Source organism: Ferrovibrio sp. (genome assembly GCF_046297895.1).
GTDB lineage: Bacteria > Pseudomonadota > Alphaproteobacteria > Ferrovibrionales > Ferrovibrionaceae > Ferrovibrio.
On sequence record NZ_JBKBHC010000011.1, the window covers coordinates 52,147 to 64,003 of the forward strand.

At 66.7% G+C, this 11,857-nt stretch carries 13 protein-coding genes; 4 read left to right on the plus strand and 9 right to left on the minus strand.

All coding sequences use genetic code 11. The features are described from left to right. Window positions 1-15 precede the first annotated feature (15 nt). From ACK4FK_RS17880 to ACK4FK_RS17890, 3 genes are all read right to left on the minus strand, one after another. Window positions 16-1,653, minus strand: coding sequence for an alpha-D-glucose phosphate-specific phosphoglucomutase (locus ACK4FK_RS17880; RefSeq protein WP_409746728.1), 1,638 nt, complete (start codon window positions 1,651-1,653; stop codon window positions 16-18). A gap of 19 nt (window positions 1,654-1,672) precedes the next feature. Further along, the gene (gene glpX / locus ACK4FK_RS17885; RefSeq protein WP_409746731.1) at window positions 1,673-2,632 is read right to left on the minus strand and encodes a class II fructose-bisphosphatase; all 960 of its coding nucleotides are present in this window, start codon (window positions 2,630-2,632) and stop codon (window positions 1,673-1,675) included. Window positions 2,633-2,763: 131 nt separating this feature from the next. Then, window positions 2,764-3,615 (minus strand): DUF1194 domain-containing protein, encoded by an 852-nt coding sequence (locus tag ACK4FK_RS17890; protein ID WP_409746733.1) that lies wholly within the window; start codon window positions 3,613-3,615, stop codon window positions 2,764-2,766. 102 nt (window positions 3,616-3,717) lie between these two features. Here ACK4FK_RS17890 and ACK4FK_RS17895 point away from each other — a divergent pair, with 102 nt between their 5' ends. The 3 genes from ACK4FK_RS17895 (at window position 3,718) to ACK4FK_RS17905 (ending at window position 6,404) form a co-directional block, all read left to right on the plus strand. Next, window positions 3,718-4,965 (plus strand): UbiH/UbiF/VisC/COQ6 family ubiquinone biosynthesis hydroxylase, encoded by a 1,248-nt coding sequence (locus tag ACK4FK_RS17895; RefSeq protein WP_409746736.1) that lies wholly within the window; start codon window positions 3,718-3,720, stop codon window positions 4,963-4,965. Between the two features lie 90 nt (window positions 4,966-5,055). After that, entirely contained in the window at window positions 5,056-6,231 is a 1,176-nt protein-coding gene (locus ACK4FK_RS17900) for a PepSY-associated TM helix domain-containing protein (protein WP_409746739.1), read from the plus strand. After that, window positions 6,228-6,404, plus strand: a complete 177-nt coding sequence (locus tag ACK4FK_RS17905; protein WP_409746742.1) for a hypothetical protein — start codon at window positions 6,228-6,230, stop codon at window positions 6,402-6,404. Before ACK4FK_RS17900 ends, ACK4FK_RS17905 begins: the two co-directional genes overlap by 4 nt. On the opposite strand, the gene ACK4FK_RS17910 is transcribed toward ACK4FK_RS17905, so the two are convergent. From ACK4FK_RS17910 to ACK4FK_RS17925, 4 genes are read right to left on the minus strand one after another with little or no spacing between them, the layout of a single operon-like run. After that, window positions 6,401-6,796, minus strand: a complete 396-nt coding sequence (locus tag ACK4FK_RS17910; RefSeq protein ID WP_409746745.1) for a gamma-butyrobetaine hydroxylase-like domain-containing protein — start codon at window positions 6,794-6,796, stop codon at window positions 6,401-6,403. The two genes, ACK4FK_RS17905 and ACK4FK_RS17910, sit on opposite strands and share 4 nt — an antisense overlap. Window positions 6,797-6,809: 13 nt before the next feature. Continuing rightward, window positions 6,810-7,022, minus strand: a complete 213-nt coding sequence (locus ACK4FK_RS17915; RefSeq protein ID WP_409746748.1) for a Trm112 family protein — start codon at window positions 7,020-7,022, stop codon at window positions 6,810-6,812. Window positions 7,023-7,046: 24 nt separating this feature from the next. Then, a complete protein-coding gene (locus tag ACK4FK_RS17920; protein WP_409746751.1) occupies window positions 7,047-7,724 on the minus strand; it encodes an LON peptidase substrate-binding domain-containing protein in 678 nt (225 codons plus the stop codon). Next, window positions 7,721-8,653: a tetratricopeptide repeat protein gene (locus ACK4FK_RS17925; RefSeq protein WP_409746754.1), complete on the minus strand. Its 933-nt coding sequence runs from the start codon at window positions 8,651-8,653 to the stop codon at window positions 7,721-7,723. Before ACK4FK_RS17925 ends, ACK4FK_RS17920 begins: the two co-directional genes overlap by 4 nt. Window positions 8,654-8,828: 175 nt before the next feature. On the opposite strand from ACK4FK_RS17925, the gene amt reads away from it, so the two are divergent. Further along, the gene (gene amt / locus ACK4FK_RS17930) at window positions 8,829-10,979 is read left to right on the plus strand and encodes an ammonium transporter (RefSeq protein WP_409746757.1); all 2,151 of its coding nucleotides are present in this window, start codon (window positions 8,829-8,831) and stop codon (window positions 10,977-10,979) included. On the opposite strand, the gene ACK4FK_RS17935 is transcribed toward amt, so the two are convergent. Then, the gene (locus ACK4FK_RS17935) at window positions 10,976-11,476 is read right to left on the minus strand and encodes a hypothetical protein (RefSeq protein ID WP_409746759.1); all 501 of its coding nucleotides are present in this window, start codon (window positions 11,474-11,476) and stop codon (window positions 10,976-10,978) included. The two genes, amt and ACK4FK_RS17935, sit on opposite strands and share 4 nt — an antisense overlap. Before the next feature lie 45 nt (window positions 11,477-11,521). Further along, window positions 11,522-11,758 carry a hypothetical protein gene (locus tag ACK4FK_RS17940; protein WP_409746762.1) on the minus strand — a complete coding sequence of 79 codons (237 nt, stop codon included), beginning with the start codon at window positions 11,756-11,758 and terminating at the stop codon, window positions 11,522-11,524. Window positions 11,759-11,857: the final 99 nt, after the last annotated feature.

An 11,857-nucleotide genomic window follows, 5' to 3' on the forward strand; every position in this document is an offset into this window, starting at 1 on the left:
TCGTCTGGCTGAAGCTTATGTTATCACATCCGCGCCGCTGCGGCCGCTGCTCCGGCGCAGGCCGGTGACGCGCTCGGCGAATTCCGCCAGCGGGGCGATGCGCGCCTGCACGTCGTCATGCTGACGCGCCGGATCGCGCTCGAACAATTCGAAATACAGCCTTACCGTGGCGCCTTCGGTGCCGGTGCCCGACAGGCGCGCGATCACGCGGGCGTCTTCGCCGCAGATCACGCGCAGGCCCTGGCGCCGGCTGACCGAATGGTCGATCGGATCGGTGTAGGCGAAATCGTCGGCTGCCGTGATCGTCATGTCGCCGATGCGGCTGCCGGGCAGGGATGGCAGGGCGTCGCGCAGGCGCTGCAGGGCCTCGGCGGCGATGGTGGAGTCGACGGCCTCGTAGTCGTGGCGGCTGTAGTAATGGCGGCCAAAGCGGCGCCAGTGGGCGGAGAGCAGCGAGGCGACGGTCTCGTCGGGCTTCGCAGCCAGAAGATTGAGCCAGAACAGCACGGCCCACAGGCCGTCCTTCTCGCGCACATGCGCCGACGAGGTGCCGTAGCTTTCCTCGCCGCACAGCGTGATGCGGCCGGCATCCAGCAGGTTGCCGAAGAACTTCCAGCCGGTCGGCGTCTCGAAGCAGGCCAGCCCCAGGCCGGCGGCCACCGCATCGGCAGCGCGGCTGGTCGGCATGGAGCGCGCCACGCCGGCGATGCCCTTGGCGTAACCGGGTACCAGGGATGCATTGGCAGCCAGCAGGGCCAGGCTGTCGCTGGGCGACACGGCAATGCCCTTGCCGAGGATCATATTGCGGTCGCCGTCGCCATCGGATGCGGCGGCGAAATCCAGTCGCTTCTCCAGCACGGTTTCGCGGAACAGTTCCTCCGCATGTGCGGGGTTGGGGTCGGGATGGCCGCCGCCGAAATCCTCCTTCGGTTCGGCATTGATCACCGCATCCTTCGGCGCGCCCAGCATCTCGACCAGCAGGCGCTTGGCATATGGCCCGGTCACCGCATGCATGGCATCGAAGCGGAAGCGGAAATCCGGCCGCCGGATCAGCGTGCGGATGGCGTCGAAATCGAACAGGGTTTCCAGCAGGGCCGCGTAATCGTCCACCGGATCGATCACCTCCACCGCCATGCCATTGATATGCTGCAGGCTGACATGGTCCAGGTCGAGATCCTGGTGGTCGAACACGCGATAGCGGTCAATCTGCGTGGTGCGCCGGTAGATCGCCTCGGTCACCCCCTCGGGCGCAGGGCCGCCATTGCCGATATTGTACTTGATGCCGAAATCGCCGTCGGGCCCGCCGGGGTTATGGCTGGCCGACAGGACCAGGCCGCCCTGGGCGCCGTGGCGGCGGATCACCGCGCTGGCCGCCGGGGTGGAGAGGATGCCGGCGCGGCCGACCAGGGCGCGGGCGATGCCGTTGGCGGCAGCCATGCGCAGGATCACCTGAATGGCCTGGCGGTTGAAGAAGCGGCCGTCGCCGCCCAGCACCAGCGTGCCGCCGCGCAGCTCGGCCTGCGTGTCGAACACCGACTGCACGAAGGCTTCCAGATAGCCCGGCTGCCGGAACACATTCACCTTCTTGCGCAGCCCCGACGTGCCGGGTTTCTGACCCTCGAAGGGCGTGATGGCGACCTCGCGCGCACTCATCGGCAAAAACTCGCTTGTCTCAGCGCGGCAGGCGACTGACCAGGTCGTAGCGCGCGCCGGTCTTGGCCATCAGGATCACGGTATGCAGGCGGGCGAAACCCTTTTCGATGATCACGCCGCGGCACAGCGGACCGGAATTGATGCCCGATGCCACGAAGATGGCATCGTCGCTTTTCACCAGCTCGCTGCCGCTCATCCATTTGCCGCTGTCGAGGCCGAAAGCTTTCACCTTGGCGGCCTCCTCCTCGCCCTGGGGATCGACGCGGCCGAAGAACTCACCGCCCAGCGCCTTGGTGAAGATCGCGGTGATGATGCCTTCGGGCGAACCGCCGGTGCCGAACAGGGCGTCGACGTTGTGGCCTTTCTGCAGCGCCATGAAGGCGCCGGCCACGTCGCCGTTTTCCTGCAGCATGGTGCGGGCGCCGGCATCGTGGATGTCCTTGATCATCGCGTGATGCCGCTTGCGGTTCAGCACGAAAATGCGCAGTTCGGAAACCGGCTTGTTCAGAGCGGCCGACAGGGCTTCCAGCTTCTTCTTCACCGGCCAGGTCGGATCGATCTTGCCCTTGGCGGCAGCCGGCACCACCAGCTTGTCCATGTAGAAGCTTGGGCCCAGGTCGAACATGGCGCCGCGCGGCGCGAGCGCAAATACGGCCATCGAATTGTCGACGCCATTGGCCATGTTGGTCGTGCCCTCGATGGGATCGACGGCGATCTCGATCTCGGGCTCACCACTACCAATGCGTTCGCCGCGATACAGCAGCGGAGCGTGATCCTTCTCGCCCTCGCCGATCATCACCACGGCGTTGATGTTGATCTGCCCCAGCGCCTTGCGCATGGCATCCACGGCGGCGCCGTCGCCTTCCTCCTTCTTGCTGCGGCCGACCCACTCATAGGCGGCCAGCGCGGCGGCCTCGGTTACCAGGCGGAGAGCGAACGGAAAATCGGCGCGGTCGAAGGGACCGGGACGGGTGGACATGGGTGGAAACTCCGAGGCAGAGATAGGCGGCAGACAGGGCCGGTTCGTCCAGCCAGTTTATTCCTTGGAAATACGGCAAAAACCGGGCGAGGCCAAGGCGGAGCGGGTGTTTTTCGCTCTGAATCGGCCGCTTATTGGTCGAAGCGCCGGCGCCAGAATTCCTGGCTCTGTCGTTCGCCCACGTCGCAGCCCTTCGGGTATCGGTAGCCCGACTGGACCTTCTGCGTCATGACCGGCGCAGGATTGGTTCTCGGGGTCGGCTTCTGGGCGATCTCCAGGATCAGCTTGCGCCGGACCGCCTCGCCGAACGTGTCGAAGCTTTCCGCCACCACCACGAAGGAACCGGGGCCGCCGATCACGCAGCCCTCGTAATAGCGGTCCAGGTCCTCCAGCACGGGAAAGCCCCAGGTATTCTGCTTCCCGTTCATGATCGGCAGGCCGTTGATTACGATGCCGGCGGCAAGCGCGCGGTCGCGCGCCAGGTCCACCGGCCCGCCATCGTTGTTCGGCCCGTCGCCCGAGATGTCCAGCACCTGCCGCATGCCCTTGTAGGGGCCGCTGCCGAAGCGCGGAATGGCATGGAGGATGGCGCCGGTGATGCTGGTGCGCCGTGCAGTGCGGATCGGATGGTCCAGCAGCCGCCGCGCCACCGCCTCGGCGCTGGCCTGGTCGGAAACCAGCGTCCAGTCGAGGATGTCGCCCTGGGTGGTGCTGTCGGCCCATTCGAAGTAGGCCAGCGCGATCTTGCCGTGGATGCCGCCGCGGATCGCCTTCACGACGCTCGGATGCATGATCGCCCTGGCATAGCCGTCGCGCTGCAGCCGCGCCTCGTCGGGGTCGATGCTGCCCGAGATGTCGACGGCCAGAAGCAATTCCAGATCGACCGGGATCTTGTCCGCTGCACCGGCATTCGACGCCGTCACCGCCGGACCCAAACCCGCAAGCCACGCCAGCACCAGAAGGACCGGGAGCCTGAACTGCATGGGGCGAGGCTAGTACGGCTGCGACATCGCGTCCATCGCAGACTGCGGACCGGTCGGCGTCCGGGGCTGGACAAGCCGGCCGCACCTGCCGATGTTACGGCCATGAACAGCGTTACCCGCCTCTATGATGTAGCCGTGGTCGGCGGCGGCCTGGCCGGCCTGACCCAGGCTATCGCCTTGGCGCGGCACGGTCTTTCGGTGGCTGTGATCGACCGCGAAGACCCGGCGCGGGCGCTCGGCGCCGGTTTCGACGGCCGGGTCTCGGCCATCGCGCTGGCATCCCAGCGGATGCTGGAGGCGATCGGCCTGTGGGCGCATGTTTCCGAGTCCCAGCCGATGTGGGACATCCGCGTCTCCGATGGCGACTCGCTGCTCTTCGTGCATTACGACCATCGAGAACTGGGCGACCGGCCGTTTGGCTACTTGGTCGAGAACCGCGTGATGCGGCACGCCCAGCAGGGCGCCATTGCCGAGTTGCCCGACCTGCACCTGATGGCGCCGATGACGGCGACGCAGATCGAATACGGTGCGGCCGGTTCCGGCGCGCCGGCCCGGCTCGCTCTGGCCGATGGCCGACTGATCGAGGCGCGGCTGGTGATCGGCGCCGATGGTCGGCCGTCGGCGATCCGGCAGCAGGCCGGCATCCGCACGCTGAACTGGTCGTACGAGCAGACCGGCATCGTCTGCACCGTGGGGCACGAACTGGCGCATGGCGGCGTGGCGCAGGAGCGGTTCCTGCCGGCCGGGCCGTTTGCCATCCTGCCGATGACCGATGCGGCCGACGGCACGCATCGCTCCTCGCTGGTCTGGACCGAGCCGACGCAGCGCGCCGCCGCCATCATGGCGCTGAACGACGAGGATTTCGCCGCCGAGATGCGCCAGCGCTTCGGCGACGGCTATGGCGATACGCGCGTCCTCGGGCCCCGCTGGTCCTATCCGCTCACCTTCCTGCTGGCCCAGCGCTATACCGATCACCGCCTGGCCCTGATCGGCGACGCGGCGCACGGCATCCATCCCATTGCAGGCCAGGGCCTCAATCTCGGGTTGCGCGACATCGCCGCGCTGACCGAGGCGCTGGTGGAGGCGAAACGGCTTGGCCTCGATATCGGCCGGATTGACGTGCTGGAACGCTACGAGCGCTGGCGCCGTGTGGATAACGTGGTGCTGTCGGCCGTCACCGATGGCCTGACCCGGCTGTTCTCCAACGACATCGCGCCGATCCGCATGGCCCGCGATCTGGGACTCGGACTGGTCGAACGCATTCCGCCGCTGAAGAAATTCTTCATGCGGCATGCCATGGGCGATGTCGGGCGTCTGCCGCGCCTGCTGCGCGGCGAAAAACTGGGCTGATGGCAAAAAAACGCAATAATCCATTACGGTTTTCGGGCGCTGGATCGTCTCTAGAAGGGGAGACCTGTCCTCTGTCATCCGGAGCCGTGCATGAGCGTGAAAACCTTCAAGATCTGGTACCTGACCCATAAATGGACCAGCCTGATCTGCACGGCTTTCATGCTGCTTCTCTGCATCACCGGCCTGCCGCTGATCTTCCATCACGAGATCGAACATCTGCTGGGCGATGCCATCGAGGCGCCGGCCATGCCGGCCGGCACGCCGCTCACCTCGCTGGATCGCGTCATCGTGGCTGCGCAGCAGGCCCTGCCCGACGAGAAACCCCTGTTTGTCTCATGGGATCCGGACGAGCCGGAACTGGTCTTTGTCACCGCCGCCAAAACGCCGACCGAGGCCCAGGATTTCCGTTTCCTCGCCCTGGATGCGCGCACCGCCCAGATCCTGAAAACCGATTCCTCCGACCAGCTCGATTTCATGCGAGTGATGTTCCGCCTGCATGTCGACCTGTTCGCTGGCCTGCCGGGCATGCTGTTCCTGGGTTTCATGGGCCTGCTGTTTGTGGTTGCGATCATCACCGGCGTTGCCGTCTATGGTCCACTTATGCGCAAGCTGGATTTCGGCACCGTGCGCAAGCAGCGCTCGACCCGCATCAAATGGCTCGACCTGCACAACATGCTGGGCATTGTCACGCTGGTCTGGGCGCTGGTGGTGGGCGGTACCGGCGTGATCAACACCTGGGCCGACCTGATCTTCAAATACTGGCAGCATGACCAGCTCGCCCAGATGGTGGCGCCTTATGCCGGACAGCCGGTGCCGCAAACCCTGGGCTCGCTGCAGGCCGCCGTCGAAACCGCGCACCGCGCCGTGCCGGGTTCCACGCCGCGCTTCGTCGCTTTCCCCGGCACCAATTTCTCCAGTCCGCATCATTACGCGGTGTTCATGCGCGGCGACACGCCGCTGACCAGCCGCCTGCTGCAGCCCGTGCTGGTCGATGTCGTCACCGCCGAACTCACCGACACGCGCAAGCTGCCCTGGTATGCCGCCACGCTGCTGGTGTCGCAGCCGCTGCATTTCGGCGATTACGGCGGGCTGCCCCTGCAGGTGATCTGGGCCCTGCTGGATATCGTCACCATCGTGGTGCTCGGCAGCGGGCTGTATCTGTGGCTGGCCCGCCGGCGCAACAATCCGGTGGAACAGCGCATCGCCGAATTGGAACGCGAGGCCGCGATCACGCCCGTGCTCGCCACCCGGAGTGCCGCGGAATGAAATCACCTTTCCTGCGTCTGTGGGGCATGCCGATCCTGCTCGGCATTCTCAGCGGTGTCGGCCTCGTCGCCGCTCTGGTCGCCGATGGCTGGGGCGATACGCTGTCGTGGTTGACGCTGGGCCTGCTGGTCGTGCTAATGGCCTGGTATTGGTTCAGGCCGGTGCGGCGTTAAGAGCGGCGCGGCTCACGGCTCAGGCCCCGTTCCTCCAGCCGCTTCAGGTAATCGGCCCACAGCGCGTCCTGGTCGTGGCCGCGGTCGTAGAACCATTCCCAGCTATAGAGGCCGGTATCGTGCAGGTCGTCGAATTTCAGGCGCACGGCATAGGTGCCGACCGGCTCGATGCCGATGATGCCGACATGGCGGCGGCCGGGCACCAGGGTCTTCTGGCCGGCGCCATGGCCCTGCACCTCGGCCGAGGGGCTTTCGATGCGCAGGAATTCCGCCGTGAAGGAAAACGCCTTGCCGTCGGCAAACGCCACCTCCAGCCGCTTCTCGGCCGAGATGTAGCGCAGGTCGGTGCAGGCCGGCCGGCCGGCCTGTTGGTAGGGCGAGTTGGGATTCATTGCCGGCTGGGGATTACCGTACGTGAGCGGGGCGGTCGTCGAGCTGGCGCGCCTCGTCCACCAGCATGATCGGGATGCCGTCGCGGATCGGGAAGGCCAGGCCGGCCTTGTCGCTCACCAGCTCGTTGCGGGCGCGGTCGTAGGTCAGCGGACCCTTGGTAACCGGGCAGACCAGCAGTTCGAGCAGTTTGGGGTCGACCGGCGCGGCAGCCTTTGCATCGCTCATCATCGTCTCCTTCGGTTCGACGGTTCAGTTCAGGAGGGGGCCGCGGCGTGGGCCGGCAGCCTCCAGCAGGGCCATTTCCAGCAGGGTGGTCAGCATGGCGGCGCGGGCGGGAAAATCCGCCGCCTCCAGCAGGGCCTGCTTCTCGCCCGGCGTGAACGGGCAGATCATGGCCAGCGAATGCACCAGCAGGTCGTCGGGCGCGGCGTTGATCGAGTCCCAGTCGGCCGGCAGGTTGTGCCGCTCGCAATAGCCGCGCAGCGCGTTCAGCAGGCGCGGGCGGTCGAACTGGCCGGGCGGCACGTCGGCGAGGTCGTCGGCATAGGCGTCGTAATCCGCTTCCACCTGGCGATACAGGGTACCGGCATCCTCCAGCTCGCGCGCGATGGCGAAGCGGCACAGGCCGCGCAGGGTGATCAGGATGCGGCCATCGTCGGTCTCGGCCGCCGAGACGATCTGCCCCACGCAGCCGATGCGATAGACATCCTGGCGCTTGTGGCGCGTTTCGGGTTCGGTCGGCTGGATCATGCCAATCAGCTTCGTGCCGCGAATGGCGTCGCGCGTCATCGACAGATAGCGCGGCTCGAAGATGTTGAGCGGCAGCAGGCCGCGCGGCAGCAGCAGGACGCCGGTGAGCGGAAAGATCGGAATGACGCCGCCGAGTTCGGCAACGGAGCCGGGCAGGGATTCGGCGTCGTCGCTCATGCGAACAGGATGGACGACAGCCGCCGGCGCGCATCCACCGTGATCGGGTCCATCGGACCCAACGCTTCGAACATCTTCACGAGCTGCTTGCGTGCGGCCTCGTCGTTCCATTTGCGGTCGCGCTTGACGATGTCGAGCAGCTGGTCGACGGCTTCCTGCGCGCGGTTGGCGCCGTGCAGGGCCAGCGCGTAGTCGAAGCGGGCCTGATGGTCGTTCGGATTGGCGGCGACGGCGGCTTCCAGCGGCTTGAGCTGGTGCGCGGCCTGCGAGCCTTCCTCGTGCAGCTGGATCGCCGAGCGGGCGGCATGCACTTCGGCATGTTCCTTCTGCGCCTCCGGCACCTGGGCCAGCACTTCCTTGGCTTCCTCGATCTCGCCCATCCCCACCAGGGCGCGGGCCAGGCCGCCAAGGGCCGCCGGATTCTCGGGCTCGGTGCCCAAGGCGGTCGAGAAGGCCTGGGCGGCCTCCGGGTAATCCTGCGCCGCCAGCGCGGCCTTGCCGGCCTCGATGGCTTGGGTCGCGGTGTCGCCTTCCAGCGCGCCGCCGGCCAGGCCCTCGACGAATTTCTTGAGCTGGCTTTCCGGTAGGGCGCCGACGAAGCCGTCCACCGGCTGGCCCTTGGAGAAGGCATAGACGGCGGGGATCGACTGGATGCGCAGCTGCTGGGCCAGGGGCTGGTTCTTCGGATCGTCGACGTTGATCTTCACCAGGCGCAGCTTGCCGTTGGCGGCCTTCACCGTCTTTTCCAGCAGGGGCCCCAGCGTCTTGCAGGGGCCGCACCACGGCGCCCAGAAATCCACCAGCACGGGCACGCTCATCGAGGCCTGCACCACGTCCTGCATGAAGGTGGTGATGTCGGCATCCTTGATAAGCTCGGAAGCGGCGGGGCCGGATGCGGGTTTGGGTGAAAGGTCCATGGCGGCGGTCATCGCGATCTGAAAGGGGTTGAATGGTTCAGAGATAATGGCGCGGCGGGCAAAAGCCAACGGCCCGCCGCCGCAAATGCCGACAGGCATGGCGAAAATATAGGCAGGCCCGGGCTGCCTTCAAGCGCGGGAATCGGCCATTCGTCATGGTATGGCTCTTGCTTCGTGGCCAGGGCGCATGACTCCGGACCGGATCGACATCGCCTGGATGCTGGTCGCGACTTGTATGATCTTCGTCATGCAGGCCGGCTTCTGCTGCTTGGAAAGCGGCTATGTGCGGGCCAAGAACAGCATCAACGTGGCGTTGAAGAACCTGGCCGACTTCTGCATCGCAGCCTTGCTGTTCTGGGCTTTCGGCTTCGCACTCGCCTTCGGCAGCGGCCAGAGCGGCCTGTTCGGCCTGACGCACTGGTTCTTCGACGGCCGCGGCGCCGGCGGCGACGGCCTCTTCGCGGGCAGCTTCTTCCTGTTCCAGCTCATGTTCTGCGGCACGGCGGCCACCATCGTTTCGGGCGCCATCGCCGAGCGCGTCGGTTTCGGCAGCTATATCGGCATCACCGTGATCATCTCGGGCCTGATCTACCCGGTTTATGCCCATTGGGCCTGGAATACCGGCCAGTTCGGCGGCGCGCCGGGCTGGCTGGCCGCTTTGGGCTTCATCGATTTCGCCGGGTCCAGCGTGGTGCATTCCATCGGCGGCTGGGTCTCGCTGGCCGCGGTGCTGATCGTGGGGCCGCGCGCCGGGCGTTTCCTGCCCGGCCTGCCCAGCATCCGCGGCCACGATCTGGTCATCTCCACCCTGGGCACCATGCTGCTGTGGTTCGGCTGGTTCGGCTTCAACGGCGGCAGCACGCTCAGCCTCAACGACGCGGTGCCCGGCATCCTGATCAACACCACATTGGGCGGCTGCGCCGGCGGCGTGGCCGGCCTGCTGGCCTCGCAGGTGGTCTACAACCGCATCCGCGTGGAGGATTTCCTCAACGGCACGCTGGCCGGCCTGGTCGCCATCACCGCCAACTGCCACAACGTCTCGGGCCTGAGTGCGGTGCTGATCGGCGCCATCGGCGGCCTGGTGGCGATGGCGGCGGCCGAGGCCATGGAGCGGCTGAAGCTCGACGATGCCGTGGGCGCCGTGCCGGTGCATCTGGCCGCCGGGATCTGGGGCACGCTGGCCGTCGCCCTGTTCGGCGATCCGGCCGGCTGGCCCGTGACGGCAGACGGGGGACAGAACGACCGCCTGACCCAGTTCGGCATCCAGGCGCTCGGCTGCCTGGCAGGCGGCCTCTATGCCTTCGGCACCGCCTATCTGCTGCTGCGCGCCATCGACCGGGTCTTTCCGCTGCGCGTTTCGTCCGATGCCGAGATGGTGGGCCTCAACCAGGCCGAACACGGCGCCGGCTCGGCCATGCTCGATCTGGTCAACGACATGGAACGCCATCGTCGCGAGGGCCGCTTCGACCAGCCGGTGCGTGTTGCCATCGGCTCCGAGGTCGAGCCCATCGCGCTGCAGTACAACCGCGTGATCGCCCGCGTCACCCGCGATGCCGAGATGCTGCGCCGCGCCATCGACGACCTCAAGCGCGCCAAGACCGCCGCCGAAGCCGCCAGCAACGCCAAGACCGCCTTCCTGGGCAACATGAGTCACGAACTGCGCACGCCGCTGAATGCCGTGATCGGCTTTTCCGAGATTCTGACCGGCGAGTTGTTCGGCCCGCTGGGCGACCAGCGCTATCGCGACTACGCCGCCGATATCCTCGCCAGCGGCCGCCACCTGCTCAGCCTGGTCAACGACCTGCTCGACCATACCCGCATCGAGGCCGGCCAGGTGGTGCTGCACGATGCCGAGCTGGACGTGACCGAACATTGCGAAGCGGCCCTGCGCATGATGCGCGAGCGCGCCGCCGCCGCCGATCTGCGGCTGATCTCCGATTACGGTGACGGCCTGCCCGACCTGCTGGCCGACGAGCGCGCCCTGCGCCAGATGCTGCTCAACCTGCTGGGTAACGCGGTGAAATTCACCCCGCCCGGCGGGCTGGTGTCCCTGAGCGTGCGGCAGGAGCAGGATGGCCGGCTGGCGATCGCCGTTGCCGATACCGGCATCGGCATGAAGCGCGAGGATGTGCCGCGCGCCCTGGAGCCCTTCGTGCAGCTCCACGACCACCTGAACAAATCCTATGCCGGCACCGGACTGGGCCTGCCGATGGTGCAGGCGCTGATCCGCCTGCATGGCGGCACGCTCACTATCGACAGCCGCGAGGGCGACGGCACGATTGTCACGCTGCGCTTCCCGCGCCGCCGGGTGGTACAGGTGGGCGTGGCGGCGGACTAGACGCTGCGCCCGCGCAGCGCCGCCGCGATTCCCACCAGCAGGAAGAAGCCCAGCGCGATGCCCTGCGCCACGGCAAAGGGCGTTTCCGATAGAGTGGGCGCCAGCTCGTTCAGCAGGCCCACCTTCAGGAAGGCCTGCGCGATCAGCACGAAGACCAGGAAATACAAAACCGCCACGGCATTGATGGCATAGACGCGGCGCCAGATGCCGGCCAGGCGGAAGCGATAGCGCGCCGCGCCCGCCGCCGCCACGGCGATCAGCGACAGCACGCCCACCACATGCGAGGGCATCACCTGGGCAGCGGGAAAGCCGAAGCCGGTCAGATCGGTCAGCAGTGCGCTGGCCAGGAACAAGGCGGTCCAGGCCGGCTGGCGCTCGCGCCCGAACAGGCCGGCCACCACGACGATACCGGCCACGATGGCGATCAGGCTCAGTGCGGTGTGGAAGGCGATATAGGCCGGCAGGTCGAGGAACATGCGCCCTGTGTAGCCCGGCACGACGCACGCGTCATCAGCAGATTTGGCGTCACTGAATCCCGGCGTCTAACCGATCCGCATGGTCATGGCGTGCCGCATGCTCTGCGCATCGGGCGGCACATCCTCGACCGGCGGCAGGCCAAGATCGGCATGCAGGCCTGCGGGCGCGGCGGTATCGCCGGCATCGAAACCCGGTGCGGAGTCCGGCCGGCGCGGCGCGGCCGGGACGAACAACAGTCGAACCGGAAACAGGCGGGCCAGAAAGGCGAAGGCCGGAAAAGAGAAAGGGCGCGTCAGGTCCATGGAATGATCCGGAAAAGCTGCCCGCAGACTGCACCCGGTGGATTTTTGTGAAAATAAGCTTAATTATTGATATATTATCTCGATTATTGGGATAATTGA

What these genes read in the sequence shown, in the direction of transcription:
- ACK4FK_RS17880 (WP_409746728.1), bottom strand. Translation starts at nt 1,653, where the DNA reads ATGAGTGCGCGCGAGGTCGCCATCACGCCCTTCGAGGGTCAGAAACCC.
- glpX (WP_409746731.1), bottom strand. Translation starts at nt 2,632, where the DNA reads ATGTCCACCCGTCCCGGTCCCTTCGACCGCGCCGATTTTCCGTTCGCT.
- ACK4FK_RS17890 (WP_409746733.1), bottom strand. Translation starts at nt 3,615, where the DNA reads ATGCAGTTCAGGCTCCCGGTCCTTCTGGTGCTGGCGTGGCTTGCGGGT.
- ACK4FK_RS17895 (WP_409746736.1), top strand. Translation starts at nt 3,718, where the DNA reads ATGAACAGCGTTACCCGCCTCTATGATGTAGCCGTGGTCGGCGGCGGC.
- ACK4FK_RS17900 (WP_409746739.1), top strand. Translation starts at nt 5,056, where the DNA reads ATGAGCGTGAAAACCTTCAAGATCTGGTACCTGACCCATAAATGGACC.
- ACK4FK_RS17905 (WP_409746742.1), top strand. Translation starts at nt 6,228, where the DNA reads ATGAAATCACCTTTCCTGCGTCTGTGGGGCATGCCGATCCTGCTCGGC.
- ACK4FK_RS17910 (WP_409746745.1), bottom strand. Translation starts at nt 6,796, where the DNA reads ATGAATCCCAACTCGCCCTACCAACAGGCCGGCCGGCCGGCCTGCACC.
- ACK4FK_RS17915 (WP_409746748.1), bottom strand. Translation starts at nt 7,022, where the DNA reads ATGAGCGATGCAAAGGCTGCCGCGCCGGTCGACCCCAAACTGCTCGAA.
- ACK4FK_RS17920 (WP_409746751.1), bottom strand. Translation starts at nt 7,724, where the DNA reads ATGAGCGACGACGCCGAATCCCTGCCCGGCTCCGTTGCCGAACTCGGC.
- ACK4FK_RS17925 (WP_409746754.1), bottom strand. Translation starts at nt 8,653, where the DNA reads ATGACCGCCGCCATGGACCTTTCACCCAAACCCGCATCCGGCCCCGCC.
- amt (WP_409746757.1), top strand. Translation starts at nt 8,829, where the DNA reads ATGACTCCGGACCGGATCGACATCGCCTGGATGCTGGTCGCGACTTGT.
- ACK4FK_RS17940 (WP_409746762.1), bottom strand. Translation starts at nt 11,758, where the DNA reads ATGGACCTGACGCGCCCTTTCTCTTTTCCGGCCTTCGCCTTTCTGGCC.